The 19,696-nt window shown below is 63.1% G+C and carries 13 protein-coding genes and 1 pseudogene; 5 read left to right on the plus strand and 9 right to left on the minus strand.

Translation table 11 applies throughout. The annotated features are described in order from the left end of the window. The 3 genes and pseudogenes from AC07PT_RS25075 to AC07PT_RS25085 all read left to right on the plus strand — a co-directional run. Positions 1–120: pseudogene (locus tag AC07PT_RS25075) on the plus strand (electron transfer flavoprotein subunit alpha/FixB family protein); the annotation flags it as partial. 77 nt (positions 121–197) lie between these two features. After that, on the plus strand, positions 198–1,979 hold the full coding sequence (locus tag AC07PT_RS25080; RefSeq protein WP_494658502.1) for an acyl-CoA dehydrogenase: 1,782 nt from the start codon (positions 198–200) through the stop codon (positions 1,977–1,979). A 20-nt stretch (positions 1,980–1,999) separates the two neighbouring features. After that, the gene (locus AC07PT_RS25085; protein ID WP_492349769.1) at positions 2,000–3,346 is read left to right on the plus strand and encodes an acetyl-CoA hydrolase/transferase family protein; all 1,347 of its coding nucleotides are present in this window, start codon (positions 2,000–2,002) and stop codon (positions 3,344–3,346) included. 26 nt (positions 3,347–3,372) lie between these two features. Here the strand turns inward: AC07PT_RS25085 and AC07PT_RS25090 are convergent, their stop codons facing one another. After that, entirely contained in the window at positions 3,373–4,290 is a 918-nt protein-coding gene (locus tag AC07PT_RS25090) for a LysR family transcriptional regulator (protein WP_494658503.1), read from the minus strand. A 112-nt stretch (positions 4,291–4,402) separates the two neighbouring features. Between AC07PT_RS25090 and metE the strand changes: the two genes are divergently transcribed. Further along, the gene (metE, locus tag AC07PT_RS25095; protein WP_494658504.1) at positions 4,403–6,709 is read left to right on the plus strand and encodes a 5-methyltetrahydropteroyltriglutamate--homocysteine S-methyltransferase; all 2,307 of its coding nucleotides are present in this window, start codon (positions 4,403–4,405) and stop codon (positions 6,707–6,709) included. A gap of 188 nt (positions 6,710–6,897) precedes the next feature. On the opposite strand, the gene AC07PT_RS25100 is transcribed toward metE, so the two are convergent. From AC07PT_RS25100 to AC07PT_RS25135, 8 genes are all read right to left on the minus strand, one after another. Then, positions 6,898–8,760 carry a DUF262 domain-containing protein gene (locus AC07PT_RS25100; RefSeq protein ID WP_494658505.1) on the minus strand — a complete coding sequence of 621 codons (1,863 nt, stop codon included), beginning with the start codon at positions 8,758–8,760 and terminating at the stop codon, positions 6,898–6,900. A 583-nt stretch (positions 8,761–9,343) separates the two neighbouring features. Next, a complete protein-coding gene (locus AC07PT_RS25105; protein ID WP_494658506.1) occupies positions 9,344–10,180 on the minus strand; it encodes a RelA/SpoT domain-containing protein in 837 nt (278 codons plus the stop codon). 11 nt (positions 10,181–10,191) lie between these two features. Next, positions 10,192–11,286 carry a ParA family protein gene (locus tag AC07PT_RS25110; RefSeq protein WP_494658507.1) on the minus strand — a complete coding sequence of 365 codons (1,095 nt, stop codon included), beginning with the start codon at positions 11,284–11,286 and terminating at the stop codon, positions 10,192–10,194. A 405-nt stretch (positions 11,287–11,691) separates the two neighbouring features. Continuing rightward, complete coding sequence (locus AC07PT_RS25115) at positions 11,692–12,552, minus strand: isocitrate lyase/PEP mutase family protein (RefSeq protein WP_492349764.1); 861 nt, start codon at positions 12,550–12,552, stop codon at positions 11,692–11,694. A gap of 41 nt (positions 12,553–12,593) precedes the next feature. Continuing rightward, a complete protein-coding gene (gene prpF / locus AC07PT_RS25120) occupies positions 12,594–13,790 on the minus strand; it encodes a 2-methylaconitate cis-trans isomerase PrpF (RefSeq protein ID WP_492349763.1) in 1,197 nt (398 codons plus the stop codon). Further along, a complete protein-coding gene (gene acnD / locus AC07PT_RS25125; RefSeq protein ID WP_494658508.1) occupies positions 13,787–16,420 on the minus strand; it encodes a Fe/S-dependent 2-methylisocitrate dehydratase AcnD in 2,634 nt (877 codons plus the stop codon). The genes prpF and acnD overlap by 4 nt, the downstream gene beginning before the upstream one ends. A 37-nt stretch (positions 16,421–16,457) precedes the next feature. After that, complete coding sequence (prpC, locus tag AC07PT_RS25130; RefSeq protein WP_494658509.1) at positions 16,458–17,627, minus strand: bifunctional 2-methylcitrate synthase/citrate synthase; 1,170 nt, start codon at positions 17,625–17,627, stop codon at positions 16,458–16,460. Further along, on the minus strand, positions 17,624–18,022 hold the full coding sequence (locus AC07PT_RS25135) for an acyl-CoA thioesterase (protein WP_494658510.1): 399 nt from the start codon (positions 18,020–18,022) through the stop codon (positions 17,624–17,626). Before AC07PT_RS25135 ends, prpC begins: the two co-directional genes overlap by 4 nt. A 113-nt stretch (positions 18,023–18,135) precedes the next feature. On the opposite strand from AC07PT_RS25135, the gene AC07PT_RS25140 reads away from it, so the two are divergent. Beyond that, positions 18,136–19,572, plus strand: a complete 1,437-nt coding sequence (locus AC07PT_RS25140; protein ID WP_494658511.1) for a short-chain fatty acyl-CoA regulator family protein — start codon at positions 18,136–18,138, stop codon at positions 19,570–19,572. Positions 19,573–19,696 lie beyond the last annotated feature (124 nt).

Raw genomic sequence — 19,696 nt, forward strand, 5'->3', positions numbered from 1 at the left:
GACAGCAAGGTGATCGTGGCGATCAACAAGGACCCGGAGGCACCGATCTTCAGCGTGGCCGACTATGGCCTGGAGGCTGATCTGTTTGCGGCCGTGCCAGAGTTGATCAGCCAGCTTTGAACGCCCCCCTGTGAGCCTTGACCTGAGGCCCCCGGCCTCAGGTGCCCCCGACACCCCAAGACACTCTGGAGAGAGACATGACATACCAAGCCCCCCTCAAGGACATGCTGTTCGTGATGGACCACCTGGCCGGCCTTGATGGCATCGCCGCCCTGCCCGGCTTTGAAGACCACGGCCGGGACACCGCCGAAGCCGTGCTGGAGGAATCTGCCAAGTTCTGTGAAGGCGTGGTCGCACCTCTGAACGCGCCCGGCGACAAGAACCCGTCGGCCTGGAAGGATGGCGAGGTCAGCACCACGCCGGGCTTCAAGCAGGCCTTCGAACAATTCGCGGCCGGCGGCTGGCAAGGGGTGGTGCATCCCGTCGAGCACGGTGGCCAAGGCTTGCCCAAACTGATCGCCACGGGCTGCATGGAAATGCTGCATGCGGCCAACCTGTCGTTTGCGCTGTGCCCCATGCTGACCGATGGTGCCATCGAAGCCCTGCTGACGGCGGGCAGCGACGAGCTCAAGCGCATCTACCTGGAGAAGATGATCTCGGGCCAGTGGACCGGCACCATGAACCTGACCGAGCCCCAGGCCGGCTCGGATCTGGCCGCCGTGCGCACCCGGGCCGAGCGTCAGGACGATGGAAGCTACCGCGTGTTTGGCACCAAGATCTTCATCACCTACGGTGAGCACGACATGGCCGAGAACATCGTGCACCTGGTGCTGGCCCGGGTGCCGGGGGCGCCCGAAGGCGTGAAGGGCATCAGCCTGTTCGTGGTGCCCAAATACCTGGTGCAGGCGGACGGCAGCCTGGGCGCGCGCAACGACGCCCACTGCATCAGCATCGAACACAAGCTGGGCATCAAGGCCTCACCCACGGCCGTGCTGCAGTTTGGTGAGCATGGCGGCGCGGTGGGCCACCTGGTGGGCGAAGAAAACCGGGGCCTGGAGTACATGTTCATCATGATGAACGCGGCCCGCTTTGCCGTGGGCATGCAGGGCATCGCGGTGTCCGACCGGGCCTACCAGCAAGCGGTGGCCTTTGCTCGCCAACGCGTGCAAAGCCGTGACCTGGCAGGCTCTGCCGGGCCCGTGGCCATCATCGAGCACCCCGATGTGAAGCGCATGCTCTTGACCATGCGTGCGCTGACCGAGGGTGAACGCGCCCTGGCCTATGTGGCGGCCGCCGCCAGCGACCAGGCCCACCACGCCCCCGATGCGCAGCGGCGTGCCCGGTACCAGGCGCTGTACGACTACCTGGTGCCGGTGATCAAAGGCTTCAGCACCGAGCTGGCCATCGACGTGACCAGCCTGGGCGTACAAGTGCACGGCGGCATGGGTTTCATCGAAGAAACCGGCGCGGCGCAGCACTACCGCGACGCCCGCATCCTGAGCATCTACGAGGGCACCACCGCCATCCAGGCCAATGACCTGGTGGGGCGCAAGACCTTGCGCGATGGCGGCGCCATGGCGCAGCACCTGTGCGCCCTGGTGGCCAGCACCGAAGAAGACCTGGCCGTGCATGGCGAGCCCGAATGCGCGCTGATGCGCGCGGCCCTGACCCCGGCACGGCAGGCGCTGGAAGCTGTCGTGGCGCACGTGCTGGCCCATGGCAAGACCGACCCCAAGTCGGTGTACGCCGGCGCGGTGAGCTACCTCAAGCTGGCCGGCTACGTGTTGTGCGGCTGGCAGATGGCCCGTGCCTTGATGGTGGCCCTGGAAAAGCGCAACGAGGACCCCGCCTTCCACGGTGCCAAGGTGCACACCGCGGTGTTCTATGCCCAGTCACTGTTGCCCCTGGCCGATGCCCTGGCCAGCGCCATCGTGCAAGCCGGGGGCAACACCCAGGCCATGCCCGCCGATTTGTTCTGACCTGCCTCGGATCTGCCAACATGACACAAGACCTGCAGGCGCTCTACCGGCAAAAACGACTGAGCGCTGACGCCGCCGCGGCCCTGGTGCAATCGGGTGACACCGTGTTTCTGGGCGAATTTGCCCAGAGCGTGGAGGCCTTTGACGCGGCCCTGGCCCTGCGCGCCGGCGTGCTGCGTGACGTGAACCTGATCACCACCACCCGCGCCAAACCTCTGAAGTGCGTTGAAGCCGACCCCCAACGCGAGGCCTTCGTCTGGAACGACTGGCATTTCTCGGGCCTGGCACGCCAGGCCGCTGAAAAAGGCCTGGCCAGCTACATCCCCCTGTGCTACCACCAGGGCCCGCAGAACGTGATGCTGTACGAAGAGCCCGAGGTGGCGGTGGTGCAGGTCACGCCCATGGATGCCCATGGCTTCTTCAACCTCTCAACCAGTTGCTCGCTCACGCCCGCCTACCTGCGCAAGGCCCGCAAGGTGCTGGTGGAGGTGAACACCCGCGCACCGCGCTGTCTGGGCGGGCTCGATGAGGGCATCCACCTGAGCCAGGTGAATGGCGTGATCGAGGGCCCCAACAGCCCCCTTCTGCAACTGCCGGCCACCCAGGCCGGTGCGGCGGACACCACCATCGCCGGCTACGTCATGGGCTTGCTGGAAGACGGCGCCACGATTCAACTGGGCATCGGTGCCTTGCCCAACATCGTGGGCGCGCTGATCGCACAAAGCGACCTGAAAGACCTCGGGGTGCACACCGAGATGCTGGCCGACTCGTATGTGGACATGTACGAGGCCGGCCGCATCACCGGCCAACGCAAAGCGCTGGACCGCGGCAAGATGGTCTACACCTTTGCCATGGGTTCGCAAAAGCTCTACGACTTTCTGCACAACAACCCGGCCGCCGCCATCTACCCCGCGTCGTACACCAACGACCCCTGCGTGATCGGCCGCAACCCCAAGGTGGTGGCGATCAACAACGCCATCGAGATTGACCTGTTCACCCAGGTGTCCAGCGAGTCGACTGGCACCCGACAGATCTCGGGCACCGGTGGGCAGTTGGACTTCATCCTGGGCGCCTACAAATCGGAAGGCGGCAAGGGCCTGATCTGCCTCAACTCCACCTACCGGCAAAAAGATGGCACGCTGGCCTCGCGCATCGTGCCGACGCTGTCGCCAGGCTCCATCGTCACCTGCCCGCGCTCGCTGGTGCATTACGTGGTGACCGAGTTCGGCTGCGCCCAGTTGAAGGCCAAATCGACCTGGCAGCGGGCCGAAGCCCTGATCAACATCGCACACCCGGATTTTCGGGAGCAGTTGATCCAGGATGCCGCCCGCCTGGGGGTGTGGCGGCGTTCGCAGCGGGTGCTGTGACCTGAGGCAGCGGCCCGGGGGCCGTCTCAGGTCGCCGGGGCCTTGGCGGTGGCCCCCCGCACATCGCTGCTGCGTGCCAGCGCCACAAAGGCCTGCAGGTAGTCCACCTGCACATCGGCCTCGCGGGCGCCCAGGTAGATCTGCTTGGCAATGCCTTGCTCGCCCAGGCGCACCGGCTGGATCGGCAAGCGGGCCGCGTACTCTTGCACCAGCCAGCGTGGCAGCGCGGCCACGCCCCGCCCGCTGGCCACCATCTGCAGCATGATGTCGGTGTTCTCGATCGGCTTGTGACGCCGGGGCAGCGCGCCCGCAGGCACCAGAAACTGCTGGTAGATGTCGAGCCTTTCGGGCGATACGGGGTAGCTCAACAGCACTTCAGACGCCAGTTCAGCTGGCTCGACAAAGAGGTGCTCGGCCAGCCGATGGCCCCGGCCCACCACCAGCACCTGTTCATAGTCAAACACCGGCTCGAAATGCAGGCCCGGCTTGAACACCGGGTCGGGCGTGACCAGCAGGTCGATCTCGTAGCCAAACAGCGCACCGATGCCCCCGAACTGGAACTTCTGTTTCACGTCCACTTCGACATCGGGCCAGGCCGCCAGGTAGGGCGCCACGATCTTCAACAGCCATTGGTAGCAGGGGTGGCACTCCATGCCAATGCGCAGCGTGCCGCGCTCACCCTGGGCAAACTGCTTCATGCGGGCCTCGGCCAGCTCCAACTGGGGCAGCACCCGGTTGGCCACTGCCAGCAAGTACTCGCCAGCCTGGGTCAGGCGCAGGCTGCGGCCTTCGCGCAACCAGATGTCGGTGCCCATCAACTGCTCCAGCTTTTTCATGGCGTGGCTCAGCGCGGGCTGCGTCAGGCACAGGGTCGAGGCTGCGGCCGTCATCGAACCCTGCCGATCCACGGCCTGGATGATGGCCAGGTGAATGCGTTCAATCATGCAGATCCATGAGCAAAATTTATCGAACTCTGAAATAAGATCATTTTACGTCATCGCATGTCGTCTCTAACCTTGCGTCATCTCCAACCTTGATGACATTGAAGAAGACAGCATGGTCCGCACACACAACCTCGGCTTTCCCCGCATCGGCGCCCAACGCGAACTCAAGTTCGGCCTGGAGGCGTACTGGAAGGGTCAATCCACACTGAACGATCTGAAGGCCTTGGGGGCCGCCCTCCGACAGCAGAACTGGGCCGATCAGGCCCCCCTGGACCTGGCCCCCGTGGGCGACTTTTCGTTCTATGACCAGGTGCTGGACCTGAGCTTCACCCTGGGCAATCTGCCCGAGCGGGTGCGCGGCTTCCAGGGCGACGCGCTGGACAACTGCTTCCGCGTGGCCCGCGGCCGCTCGGCACAGCCTGCCGAGGCCCATGCGGGCTGCGGTAGTGGCTGTGGTGGCGGTGTGGCGGCCGGCGAAATGACCAAGTGGTTCGACACCAACTACCACTACATCGTGCCCGAGTTCACGGCGGCCACCGCGTTCAAGCTCGATGCCAGCCGCCTGCTGGCGCAACTGGCCGAGGCGCAGGCCCAGGGCGTGAAGGCCAAGCCCGTGCTGATCGGCCCGGTCACCTACCTGGCCATCGGCAAGAGCAAGGACGGCTCGGATCGACTGAGCCTGCTGGAGCGCCTGCTGCCGGTGTATGCCGAGCTGCTTGACGCCCTGGCCGCCCAGGGCGTGGAATGGGTGCAGATCGACGAACCCATTCTGGCGACCGAGCTGGATGCCGATTGGCAACATGCCTTCAACACCGCCTACCACCACCTCAAAGCGGCCAAGGTCAAGCTGCTGCTGGCCACCTACTTCGGCCAGTTGCAAGAAAACGCCTACCTCGCAGCCAACCTGCCGGTGGCCGGCCTGCATGTGGACGCCATCAACGACCGCGAAGGCGTGCAACCCTTGATCAACCTGCTGCCCGCGCACAAGGTGCTGTCGCTGGGCGTGATCAATGGCCGCAACATCTGGAAAACCGACCTCCATACCACCCTGGGCTGGCTGGAGCCCCTGGCTCAGCAACTGGGTCAGCGCCTGTGGATCGCACCCTCATGCTCACTGCTGCACGTGCCGGTGGATTTGGCCAGTGAACAGAAGCTGGATGCCGAGATCCTGTCCTGGCTGGCCTTTGCGCGCCAGAAGCTGGTCGAGCTGCAGGTGCTGGCCCAGGCCTTGAACGAGGGCCGCGAGGCGGTGCGCGAGGCCCTGGACGCCAACCAGGCCGCCCTGGCGGCCCGCCGCGCCTCGCCACGCGTCAACAACCCCACCGTCAAACTGGCCGTGGCCCGCATCACCCAAGACCTGGGTCGCCGTGAAAGCACCTATGCCAACCGCGCCCCCAAACAGGCTGCGCTGCTGAAGCTGCCCAAGTTTCCGACCACCACCATTGGCTCGTTTCCGCAGACGGCCGAGATCCGCCAGGCACGCAGCGAATTCAAGGCCGGACGGCTGGACCTGCCGGCCTACCAGGCCGCCATGCGCCAGGAGATTGAGCGTGCGGTACGCGAGCAGGAGGCCCTGGGCTTGGACGTGCTGGTGCACGGCGAGGCCGAGCGAAACGACATGGTCGAATACTTTGGCGAGCAACTCGACGGCTATGCCTTTAGCCAGTTCGGCTGGGTGCAATCCTATGGCTCGCGCTGCGTGAAGCCCCCGATCCTGTTCGGCGACATCAGCCGCCCGCACCCCATGACGGTGGAGTGGACCACCCATGCCCAGTCGCTGACCCCCAAACCCATGAAGGGCATGCTGACCGGCCCGGTGACGATCCTGAACTGGTCTTTTGTGCGCGACGACCAACCGCGCTCGCAGTCTTGCCGGCAACTGGCCCTGGCCATCCGCAGCGAAGTGCTGGACCTGGAAAAGGCCGGCGTGCGCGTGATCCAGATCGACGAGGCCGCCCTGCGCGAAGGCCTGCCGCTGCGCCGGGCCCAATGGCAGAGCTACCTCGACTGGGCGGTGGAGAGCTTTCGCATCAGCGCCAACGGCGTGCGCGACGAGACCCAGATCCACACCCACATGTGCTATTCGGAGTTCAACGACATCATGGCCTCGATCGCCGACATGGATGCTGACGTGATCACCATCGAGACCTCGCGCTCAGACATGGAGCTGCTCGATGCGTTTGACCACTTCAGCTACCCCAACGAGATCGGCCCCGGCGTGTACGACATCCACTCGCCCAACATCCCGAGCCAGCAGCACATGGTCGACTTGATGAAGAAGGCCGCCGAACGCGTGCCCGCAGAGCGCCTGTGGGTCAACCCCGACTGCGGCCTCAAGACCCGCCAATGGCCCGAGGTGATCCCGGCACTGACGCACATGGTGGCGGCGGCCAAGGCACTGCGGGCAGAGCTGGCCTGATTGGGCTGTGTGGGACCCCGGGGGGGAGAGGGGCGAAGGCTGCGCACTGAGGGGGGGTCCGAATTGGCGCAACGGACCTCAACGACTGGTGTGCAGCGATTGCCGTCGACCACAGATAGAGGCTCCTATGGCAGCTATGGGGCCAGAAGCGGATAGCTGCCAACGGCTGGTTCGTAATCAGGTAAGGCCTAGCCTCTCGGCCACAGCTCAAGCGCCCGAGAAAGCAGGTCGCGGCCGCGCCGCTCAATCGCTCCTTCGTCCCACGTTTCGGCGCTCCTCAGTTGGAGGTTGATTGGCAGCAAGCTATTCGCCTCAATTGCGGCTCGCTTGGTTGCCCAGGCGCCATTCGAGATTGAGCTGTTCAGACTGCCTGTGATCAAGGTGAGGTTGCCGAACGTTTGGACGATGGCGCTTCGAGCGCGTGTCGCAAGTGCCTGGGGATCATCTGCCGGAACAGACCATGGAATGTCGACGCCTCTGTTTCCATCCGACAGCAGCCAGTGAGCGACCCAGGCCTGCGGCATCAGATGTTCTACCGTAAGCTGCCCAGTTACTTTCAGCTGTTCGGTTTTGGAATTTCGGTAGGTTTCACTCAGCTTGCTCAGGATGTAGACGATCCTCCCGTTGTTGAGCGCCGAGTAAGCGTGCCCCGTCATCCATGCCTCGGTGAATCGTTCGTCGCTCGGCCACGCATCGGTGGCGCTCTGGAGGCCGATCAGGTGCGAACGAACAACTGCGGCGGTCGCCCCGTCTCGGCGAATCGCCCGCGTAAGGCCCATAAAGACTCGGTTGTACGCCTTGGTATCCGACACGCAGACCGTACGACGAAGGAGGTAGCTCTCAAGGACACTTGCAGCCTCGCGCATCTCATCGTCGCTCGCCCCGAGATCAAGCATGGCCAGAAGAGGTGGGAAGACGGTACTTATGTCGAACGTCTCCAGGAAGTGGGCGAGCGGCCCGAGTGCATCGGCATCACTACGACCGACGAGGCGTCTGAAATCCTTGCCTTGCTTCGCTAGCGCCGCGAGCTCTGCCTCGACCGTCTTGTAGGGAGCACTGCGTTCGACCCAATATTTGTACTCGACGAACAAGTGCTTGATTGGGATATCTCTGGCCTGCTTGCTCGCAAGAAAGTGCTGAATGAATAGGTCACTGCGTGGACGCAACAGACGCCCCTGCACGACCTCCTGGCGCCAGAAGGGCTCATCGAAGGCTGCCCAATACTTCTTGTACAGCGCCTCTTGTTCCTCGTTTTGCCGAGCGGCCCGAAGGAAGATGAAGTTCCGGAGAAGATCGGCCGGCAGAAGCGGCTCGCCACGGGCGTTGAGCGTCTCGAAGATGACCTGTGCGTCGTCGTCGCGGTCAAGGTCGATTGCTACCACCTTCAGCGCCGTCTTGAGGGCTTCGAAGCACTCTTCAACGCGATCAGCCAACGGCTTGTTGGCTGCCAGCGGCGGCTCGGTCGGGCTTCCCTTGAAGAACTCAGCAAGACTGTCGTAAAAGAAGAAATAGGCCTCCACCATTCGAGGGCGCGGCTCGAACTTCCGCGAATACTTGCGTCGCGTCAACGGATGGAGCTTCTCCAGAGCATCTCGTGACCCCGCATCGACGACGTCAATGAACTGCTGTCGGTCGCTCAGTGTTGGCCAAACCTTGTACTTCTCCACTTCCGGCTCTGCCATCCGACCGGTGTTCACCGTGTACTTCTCACACTCGTCGGCGAAGTCGCCCAAACCTTCACATCGGCAAAAGTCGCGAAACGAGGCAAGGAAAAGCTGAAGAGTTGTGAGACGCTGTTGACCGTCGATCACACTGCGCCGCTCGACACGGCCGGTCTGCGTTTGCCGCTGGTCGAGCACCATCGCACCGAGGAAGTGAACTGGTGCGTCGGTTCGACCCTCAATGAACTCCACAAACTTGCGAGAGATGTCCTCCCACAGTGGCTCCCATTGGTGCTCCTGCTTCCAGACGTACTGCCTCTGGAACATCGGCACTTCGAGCCGCATCTTCTTCTCAAAGATGTCCAGCAGCGCAATCGCATTCGCGTCCATCGCTCCCCCCAGGTCTAACGTGAAAAGCGCTTAGCTTATCGGATCCCCCCAATGGCGGGACAAGACTCTTCGGAAGGAACTGAGCGTACTTCCTATGCAGGGGTGCTACGCCCTGACCCTTCGTCGCACGGTATTCGATTTTTGTTCCGGACAGATTTAGTCGAGTAGGCAAGGGGCTAAGCACCTCGCCCGAGTCGCTGGAGCCTAGTTCTATGTGTTCTCTCCTGATGGAGTAGTCCGTATGGCGTATCCTCAAAGCCGTATCCGCATCCGTAAGGATGCAAGCACGTCGGAAGTGCGAACACCGGCTTTCGGGAGGTGTGATTGCGCGCAGGTGTAATCTTAGAGTGCACAGCAGTCGCTTGAACGTTTACCGTTGAGCATCAGCAACCAGCCGGAAGCCGTCCGACAGCAGTCGGCCGGCAGCTATGCAGCGGTGACAGTTAGTCGGTCAACTTCCCGGTGAGGTCAACTCTGGGCCAGTTGCGGCTATTGGCGAGCGACAGCTTAGTGGCCGTGCATCTGTTGATTTTGCGAGAAGTGGTCAGGCAACTGTATTTTGTCCTGCGTCCAATGGAGGCGCTTATATTGGTTCAGCCGGCCTCTGCTCCACGAATTCCTCTGCGGCAGCCGCAGGTTCATTCTCGAGCTTCAGCACCGCTGGTGGCAAAACGACAGGAGCATGTATCACAACGGGGGTGATCTCGGTAGCTGCCTCGGGTTGGTGCGCTTGCTCCACGAGTAGGGCTGGTTCGGCTGCAACTGTTCGATAAATTGAATCAACAAGCCTGCTACCCGCGCCCACGACCTTCCCGAGAACAAGAAGCTGCTCTCTACACGCGACGCTATCCGTAGGATCCGGGTAGTTCAGCGCATGATCTACCTCCCCCCAGATTTCCTCGAACAATGTGCGGACTTGAATCTCGCAGCACAAGGGGGAGTCATGTCGCGGGCGCACAGTGTAATGAACGCTTGTATAGGACGAAGGCTTCAAATGAACTTCAAAACCTATTCCATGATAAAAGTCGCGCCGCTCTGGATCCCAGGTGTAGGCGCGCGGCGTCTCGTGAAGAACCCAGTCACCCCTATGCTCGATCTTTCGGAGAATCTGTTCGTGAATTTGCGTTAGTTGCTCTTGGTGCAGATGTAACACACGGACCCCGGCAAGGTCGGTGATCTTTTGCCCAAGATTGCTTCCGTCAATCAGATTTTCCGTATTAGATTTTTTCTGGATTTTTGCTCGCAGATGCTCTCTATTTTTTAACCTGGATTTAACGGAATGAACCAGCGGCGTATATCCGCTCGTCAGACTGGGATGGGTCTCAAACCACGTCCGAACGCTTGACATAAACATGGTCAATTCATGATTCATTTCGTCGAAGGCGTTCAGTGCCGCATTCGTCAATGCTGCGTCTTGCATATCGTGCTCTCTTAATCCAGCGAGGACGTGCGCAAGAGAAGATCCTTGGAAAACTCGGAGTATTTTTCTTTGGTCGCCTCGTATGCCGTACGATTACCCTGAATCGTAGAGACATCTGATGAATCCAGTGTTGCGTACGGCACCCGCCACATCGGTGTATGGTACTTCTGCGCCATAGAAGGCAAGGTGTTGTGGGTGTGCATGATCGCTCTCCCACCAATCGGCTTTTCCAAAACCTGCTCACTCAAGTGAGAGCGAATATCCAGACTAATATAATCACGGATCGCCTCCGGAATCTGCGTCGCAAAGTTGTAGTGTGCTGTCGCTAAGTCGAGTGGCTTTCCGGAATACTTCTTCGCATTGAATATCGTATAACCCAGCAGGCGTACAAAGTTCTGAGGAAATTGCTTTCTTTTCTCCGTCGACAGGAGGTGGTATATCGTTTCAAACTGCTTTTTCCAGTTTGCAAGCGCGTTACCAATATTCTTGATGCCATATTGAGAAAACATGTCTGGCATACACGGGATCAGAAAACCGTCTGCCGTGGAGATGATCACCTTGTTTAGAGTACCGAGGCTGGGCGACGTATCCATAATGACAAAGTCGTATCCGTAGGCCCTCGCGTAAGCCTCTGCAATCTGCCTAGGGCGAGTTACTGTTCGAACAGCAAGCGGATCACCCTGATAAACGTCACTCCATCGCCTAGCGATGGCATCCTCATATAAATGCATCGTGAGGCGGCCAGGGATGAGGTGAAGGTTCCTTGCAATTTGAAAAGGCGGCGGGAGACTATCCAGATCGGAAAGGCCATCTTCGGTTGGTTTCAGCAAAAAGTGGATAGAGCGCGGAGACGTTATCAGCGCGTCAAGATCCTTCTTTGGGAGACTATCTCGTGCGGCCTTGAAGTCGTCGATAAAGGCTTCTTCCGCTTGCCACACCTGATCCAAAGTTTCTTCAGGTAGCCCAAGGATGGTTAGATTACATTGAGGATCAAGGTCAATGACTAAGGTTTTATAACCTAGCTCCGCGAGCGCGTTGCCCAAATGGAACGTTAGAGTAGTTTTTCCTACGCCACCTTTGTTGTTAAACACGGAAATCGTCTTCAAGTTCTTCTCCACCTGTGCTTACGTCGACACCTGTTATTTGGTCTGGTCCCCGTTAAGATCAACCGCTCCCCACGGAGATGCACATCGTAACCGCAAGCTATCGAAGGTGGCCAGAATCCAAATCAAATTGAATGCCTGCTAACGGTCACTGACTTCGACATTCGCTGCGACTCATATGGGTCGAAAGCGACCAACCAACCGCCCGACGGCGAACGACAGCAGCCAGCCTACTGCAGCCCGCCGCGCCCAAAGGCCAGCAGACCGCCCCCGGGCCGATATTTCCCAGTCGTCCGGACAATGAGCGAGAAAAGGGGTGCCCATCACAGGACACGCCCCTTTGGCTTTGTCATACGCCTGTTCAGGCGCAACGCCACATGGTGCTCCTGGCTTGGACACGCCCGGCCCTCAGGTGTACTGCTTCTCCAAGGCGTCCCAGCCGGGCTTGCCCACCAGACGTTGGCGCTCGGCAAACGGCGTGACCAGGCCGCTGGACTCGTGCACTTCCTTCTCGTCGCGCAGCACCGTCAAGGCCTTTTGCATGCCGGCCACCGCGCCTTGCAGGGCCGCGTTGGCGTACAGCACGATGCCGTAGCCCAGTTCACCCAATTGCTCGGCATTGAAGATGGGGGTGCGGCCACCGATCACCATGTTCATGAGCTGGGGCTTGGCCAGGCGCTGGGGCAAGGCGCGCACCTCTTCGGCCTGGGTCACGGCCTCGACAAACAAAATGTCGGCACCGGCCTCGGCAAATTTCTGGGCGCGCTCCACCGCGGCCTCAAAGCCGTGGGTGGCGGCGGCGTCGGTGCGGGCCATGATGAGCAGGTTGGGGTCACGCCTAGCGTCGACGGCGGCCTTGATTTTGCTGACCGCTTCCTCGGTGGAGATGACCTCCTTGCCTGAAAAGTGCCCGCAGCGCTTGGGCGCCACCTGGTCTTCGAGCTGGATGCAGTCGGCGCCGGCGCGCTCCAGGGTTCGCACCGTGTGGTAGACATTGAGGGCGTTGCCAAAGCCGGTGTCGGCATCGACCAGCAGGGGCACGCTCACCGCATCGCGGATGCGCGCGGTGTGGTCGGCGATCTCGGCCAGGCCCATGAAGCCCTGGTCGGGCATGCCGAACCACATGTTGGTGACCCCGGCGCCGGTGACATAGATGGCCTGAAAGCCCAGGTCTTCGATGACTTTGGCCGACAGCGCATTGAAGGCGCCGGGCACGATCAGGCCACGGCGGGCTTCGACGAGTTGTTTGAGTTGTTGACGTGGGGACATGAACTGGAATCCGGTGAGGTTTGGAATCAAGGGGCGCGCGTTCAGAAGGCATCGCCGGGCACGCGCACCCAGCCTTCCATCAGCACGCGGGCGCTGCGGCTCATCAAGGCCTTGGTGACCAGCCACTGGCCGTCGCGCAGCTCGGCCTGGGCCCCCACGCGCAGGGTGCCCGAGGGGTGGCCAAAGCGCACCGCCTCGCGCGGGCCGCCGCCCGCGGCCAGGTTGACCAGGGTGCCTGGCACGGCCGCCGCCGTGCCAATGGCCACGGCGGCGGTGCCCATCATGGCGTGGTGCAGCTTGCCCATCGACAGGGCACGCACCAGCAGATCGATCTCGCCGGCCTGCACCGGTTTGCCGCTGCTGGCGGTGTAGCTGGCCGGCGGGGCCACAAAGGCAATCTTGGGCGTGTGCTGGCGTTTGGCAGCCTCACCCAGGTCGCGGATCAGGCCCATGCGCAGGGCGCCGTGGGCACGGATCGTCTCGAAGCGGGCCAGCGCGGCGGCGTCGCCGTTGATGGCCTCTTGCAGCTCGGTGCCGGTGTACCCCAGCTCGGCGGCGTTGAGGAAGATGGTGGGGATGCCGGCGTTGATGAAGGTGGCCTGAAAACGGCCCACGCCGGGCACATCCAGCGTGTCCACCCACTGGCCGGTGGGGAACATGGCACTGCCACCGTCGTCACCCTCGCCTTCGTCGGCCGGGTCGAGGAACTCAATCGCCACCTCGGCGGCCGGAAAGGTCACGCCGTCCAGTTCAAAGTCGCCCGTCTCCTGCACCTGGCCATGGGTGATGGGCACATGGGCCACGATGGTCTTGCGGATGTTGGCCTGCCAGATGCGCACGGTGCACACCCCGTTGTCGGGGATGCGGTCGGCCGGGATGAAACCGTTGGCGATGGCAAACGGCCCGACGGCGGCCGACAGGTTGCCGCAGTTGCCCGACCAGTCGACAAAGTCGCTGTCGATGGCCACCTGGCCGAACAGGTAATCCACATCGTGCCCGGGTTGGGTTGGGGGCGAGATGATCACCGTTTTAGAGGTAGACGAGGTGGCCCCGCCCATGCCGTCGACCTGCTTGGCGTAGGGGTCGGGGCTGCCGATCACGCGCTGCAGCAGGCGGTCACGGGCCGTGCCCGGCACCTGGGCCGCCGCAGGCAGGTCTTGCAGGCGAAAGAACACGCCCTTGCTGGTGCCGCCGCGCAGGTAGGTGGCGGCGATCTTGATCTGGGGTGCGTGGCTCATGCCGCGGCTCCTTGTAGTTGGGCCAGAAAGTCTTGGGCAAAACGTTGCAGCACGCCGCCGGCCTGGTAGACCGAGACCTCTTCGGCCGTGTCGAGGCGCGAGCGCACCGGCACCTGAAGCAGGCTGCCATCACGGCGTGTCACCACCAGGGTCAGGGGCGCGCGCGGCGCCAACTCACCGGCCACCGCGTAGGTTTCTCGGCCATCCAGGCCCAGCGTCAGGCGGGTGGTGCCGGGCAGGAACTCCAGTGGCAGCACGCCCATGCCGATCAGGTTGGTGCGGTGGATGCGCTCGAAGCCCTCGGCCACCACGGTCTCGACCCCGGCCAGGCGCACGCCCTTGGCAGCCCAGTCGCGGCTGGATCCCTGGCCGTAGTCGGCACCGGCAATGATGATCAGGGGCTGGCGTCGGTTCAGGTAGGTCTCGATCGCCTCCCACATGCGCACCACCTGCCCCTCGGGCTCGATGCGGGCCAGCGATCCCTTTTGCACCTGGCCGTTGACCACGGCCATCTCGTTGACCAGTTGCGGGTTGGCAAAGGTGGCCCGCAGGGCGGTCAGGTGGTCGCCCCGGTGGGTGGCATAAGAGTTGAAGTCTTCCTCGGGCAGGCCCATGCGGGCCAGGTACTCGCCGGCCGCGCTGTCGGGCAAGATGGCGTTGGAGGGCGAGAGGTGGTCGGTGGTGATGTTGTCGGGCAGCAAGGCCAGCACGCGCATGCCCTTGAGGGTGCGCGGGTGGGCCGCCAGCGCGCCTACGCCCTCGGTGTCCCAGTAGGGTGGGCGGCGGATGTAGGTGGACTGCGGGCGCCAGTCGTACTGCGGACGCACGGTTTCACCGTCGTCGCGGCGCAGGGCGAACATGGGCTCGTACACCGCGCGAAACTGCTCGGGTTTGACGGCCTGGGCCACGATGGCATCGATCTCTTCATCGCTGGGCCACAGGTCCTTGAGGCGGATGTCACGGCCCTGCACCACGGCCAGCACATCGTTCTCAATGTCGAAGCGGATGGTGCCGGCGATGGCATAGGCGACCACCAGCGGCGGCGAGGCCAGAAAGGCCTGCTTGGCATAGGGGTGGATGCGGCCATCAAAGTTGCGGTTGCCCGACAGCACGGCGGTGGCGTACAGGTCGCGCTCGATGATTTCTTGCTGGATCTTCGGGGCTAGGGCCCCGCTCATGCCGTTGCAGGTGGTGCAGGCAAAGGCCACGATGCCAAAGCCCAGGGCCTCCAGATCGGCCAGCAGGCCGGCTTCTTTGAGGTACCGCTCGACGGCCTTGGAGCCCGGGGCCAGCGAAGACTTGACCCAGGGCTTGCGCGCCAGGCCCAGGCGGCGTGCGTTGCGGGCCAGCAAGGCGGCGGCGATCACGTTGCGCGGGTTGCTGGTGTTGGTGCAACTGGTGATGGCAGCAATGATGACAGCGCCATCGGGCAGCAGGCCCTGTGCCTCTTCGGCCTGGGCGGCAGCCAGCTTGTCGGGGCCGGCGATGCCGCGCTCCACCAGCGCCGTGGTGGGCAGGCGCTGGTGCGGGTTGCTGGGGCCCGCCATGTTGCGCACCACACGGGCCAGGTCGAAGCTCAGCACCCGCTCGTACTCGGCCGTGGCCAGATCGGTGTGCCAGAAGCCGGCCGTCTTGGCATAGGTCTCCACCAGCTGAAGCTGCTCGGGGCTGCGGTCGGTCAGGCGCAAATAGTCCAGCGTCTGCTGATCGATGTAGAACAGCGCTGCCGTGGCACCGTACTCGGGGCACATGTTCGAGATGGTGGCGCGGTCACCGATGGACAGGCTGTCGGCGCCTTCGCCAAAGAACTCGACATAGGCGCCCACCACCTTCTGCGCGCGCAGGAACTCGGTCAGGGCCAGCGCCATGTCGGTGGCGGTGATACCGGGCTGGCGGCGCCCCGTCAAGCGCACACCCACGATGTCGGGCAGGCGCATCCATGAGGCGCGGCCCAGCATCACGTTCTCGGCCTCCAGCCCGCCCACGCCCACGGCGATCACGCCCAACGCGTCCACATGCGGGGTGTGGCTGTCGGTGCCGACGCAGGTGTCGGGGAAGGCCACCCCGTCTTGCACGTACACCACCGGCGACATTTTCTCGAGGTTGATCTGGTGCATGATGCCGTTGCCCGCCGGGATCACATCCACGTTGGCAAAGGCCTTCTTGGTCCATTCGATGAAGTGAAAGCGGTCTTCGTTGCGCCGGTCTTCGATGGCCCGGTTCTTGGCAAAAGCCTCGGGGTCAAAGCCGCCGCACTCCACGGCCAGCGAATGGTCCACGATCAATTGCACCGGCACCACCGGGTTCACGGCCGCCGGGTCGCCCCCCTCGTTGGCAATGGCATCGCGCAGGCCGGCCAGGTCCACCAAGGCGGTCTGGCCCAGGATGTCGTGGCATACCACGCGCACCGGAAACCACGGAAAGTCGATCTCGCGCTGGCGCTCGATCAATTGGCGCAGGTAGCTGTCGAGCTGGGTCGGGTCAGCCCGGCGCACCAGGTTTTCGGCATGCACCCGGGCCGTGTAAGGCAGGCGCGCCCACGCGCCAGGCTGCAGGGCATCGACCGCGGCGCGGGCGTCGAAGTAGCTCAGGCCCAGGCCTGGCAAAGGGGATCTGAAACAGGAATTCATGGCAGGTTGCTGAAGAGGAATTGTGGCGCGGATGGGCTCAGGTGCGCTGATCCAGGGGCACGAACGCCTGATCTTCGGGGCCGACATACTGGGCACTGGGGCGGATGATCTTGCCGTCGATGCGCTGCTCGATCACATGGGCCGACCAGCCCGAGGTGCGGGCGATCACGAACAGGGGCGTGAACATGTCGGTGGGCACGCCCATCATGTGGTAACTGACAGCGCTGAACCAGTCGAGGTTGGGGAACATCTTCTTGGCCTCCCACATGACCGATTCCAGGCGCTCGGCGATGTCGAACATCTTGGTGTTGCGCTGCTCCAGCGACAGCTCGTGGGCCACCTTCTTGATCACCCCGTTGCGCGGGTCACCGACGGTGTAGACCGGGTGACCGAAGCCGATCACCACCTCCTTGCGTTCGACGCGGTCACGGATGTCGGCTTCGGCCTCATCGGGGTTGTCGTAGCGTTTCTGTATTTCGAAGGCCACCTCATTGGCGCCACCGTGCTTGGGCCCGCGCAGGGCGCCGATGCCACCGCAGATGGCCGAATACAGGTCAGAGCCGGTACCAGCCACCACGCGCGAGGTGAAGGTGGAGGCATTGAACTCGTGCTCGGCATACAGGATGAGCGAGGTGTGCATGGCGCGCACCCAGCTGTCGCGCGGCTTCGCGCCATGCAGCAGGTGCAGGAAATGGCCGCCAATCGAGTCGTCATCGGTCTCCACCTCGATGCGTTTGCCGTTATAGGCAAAGTGGTACCAGTACAGCAGCATCGAACCCAACGAAGCCATCAGTTTGTCGGCAATGTCACGCGCCCCCGGGTGGTTGTGGTCTTCCTTCTCGGGCTTGACGCAGCCCAGCACCGAGACGCCGGTGCGCATCACGTCCATCGGGTGGGTGGACGGGGGCAGTTGCTCGAGCGCGGTCTTGACCGCCGCCGGCAAGCCGCGCAAGGACTTGAGCTTGCCTTTGTAGGCGGCCAACTCGGCCTGGTTGGGCAGCTTGCCGTGCACCAGCAGGTGGGCCACTTCCTCGAACTCGCAGGTGGTGGCGACGTCCAGGATGTCATAGCCCCGATAGTGCAGATCGTTGCCGCTGCGCCCCACGGTACACAGGGCGGTGTTGCCGGCAGCGGTGCCCGAGAGGGCGACCGATTTCTTCGGCTTGAAGGTGGCTGGCGCCGGGGCTTGCACGGTCTCGGTACTCATGTCGGGGTCTCCTGTTGGCTATCAAAACGATCCATCGCTGCGGGGCGGCCTGAGGCATCGACCGCCACCATCTCAAACACGCCCCTGAGGGCCTCGTCCAGCGGCACACCGGGCGCATCGGCCAGGCCGGTGACGCAGACCGTCATCGAGCTGCGCCCAACGCGACTGACCCAGGCCCGCAAAAGCAACTGATGGCCGACCGGCACGGGGTGGTGGAAATCCACAGCGCTGACACCGGCCATCACGACCTCACGCTGCGCCAGGCTGCGCGCGGCCAGAAAGGCCGCTTTGGCCAGCAGTTGGAGGCCCTGGCCTGCAAACAGGGTGCCGTGGTGATTGGCCAGGGCGGGCAACACCAGTTCTCTGAGCTCGACGGTTCCTGGGAGGCTTGTCATGCTTCGCAATTTACGCAAAATGCACCCCTTCAAACAGGCCTGAAAAGGCGAATATTTGCGAATGAATTTCGCAAATCAGCAAATTTTGCGAATTTTCAGGAACGCCACTGCGGATGAAAAAGACCTTCATGGGCGTGAAACTGCGCCGACTGCGCGCAGAGCGCGGGCTGTCGCAGATCGGCCTGGCCCAGGCCCTGGGCCTGTCGCCGAGCTACCTCAATCAGTTGGAGCAGAACCAGCGCCCCTTCACGGTCTCGGTGCTGCTCAAGCTGAACCGGGCGCTGGGTGTCGACATCCAGGAGTTCTCTGAGGATGAAGAAGCCCGCCTGATGGCGGGGGTGCAAGAAGCCCTGGCCGAAGCCCCGGAGCCCATCTCGCTGCCAGAGTTCCAGGAGCTGGCCTCCCAGATGCCCGCGGTGGCGCGAGCGGTGATCGACATGCGGCGGCGCCAGCACGAACTGCAGGGCCGGTTGGAAGCCCTGTCGCTGCAACTGGGCGACAACCGAAGCCTGGATGAACCTGTCGTCCACCAACCTTTCGAGTTGGTGCGGGATTTCTTCTTCAACCACCAGAACCACTTCGACGGTCTGGACCGCGCAGCCGAGCGCCTGGCAGCAGAGGCCGACAGTGGGGATGACCCAATCGCGCGGCTCGCCTGGCTGACGCAGCGCCTGGCCGGGCACGGCATCCTGGTGCGGCACGATCCGGGGCCGCAAGGCAGCAAGCGCCGCTTCGATGCCAGGCACTCGACACTGACATTGGCTGGGCGCCTGGATCCCGCCCAGAAAGCCTTCCAGATGGCGACCCAGCTGGCGCTGACTGAGTTCCCCGCCGAGCTTGATGCCCTGACCCAGGTGACCCCATTCACCCGCCATGAGCCAGCGCGCCAACTGGCCCGCCTGGGCCTGGCCAACTACTTCGCAGGCGCACTGCTGCTGCCCTATGGACGTTTTTTGCAGGCGGCCGAGACGTTGCATTACGACATCGAGCTGCTGGGCCGGCTCTTCGGCGTCGGCCTGGAGACGGTCTGCCACCGACTGAGCACTTTGCAGCGCCTGGGCGCACCGGGCGTGCCCTTCTTCTTTGTTCGGGTGGACCGGGCTGGCAACATCTCCAAGCGCCAGTCAGCCACCCACTTTCATTTCAGCCGCATCGGTGGCACCTGCCCGCTGTGGAATGTGTACGAGGCTTTCTCGCGCCCGGGTCAGATCCTGGCACAGCTGTCCAGCATGCCCGACGGTCGCCGCTACCTGTGGGTGGCACACGCGGTCACCCACGGCGAGGCCGGATATGGCTCACCGCGGCGCACCTTCTCGGTCGGACTGGGCTGCGATGTGCGCCACGCGCATCGCCTGGTCTATGCGCGCGGCCTGGATCTGCAAGACCCGGCGGCCGCCACGCCCATCGGCATGGGTTGCAAGGTCTGCGAACGACATAACTGCCCGCAGCGCGCCTTTCCCTTTGTGGGCCGCGCCCTGGCGGTGGACGAGCAGGAGAGCCCGTTCGCGCCCTATGGCTCACTGGGCGGGGATGCAGCAGGGGGCGTTTGACCAGGCCCGCTGCCTGCACCATTTCACACCGGCCTTTGAACCGGTGCCTTCGTCATACCCAAAGGCCTATTTTCAAGCTCCAACCTGCGTTCCATGTCTGCATGGACAATCGGGTGATCAGATG

This window comes from Curvibacter sp. GW821-FHT09D12 (assembly GCF_059416245.1).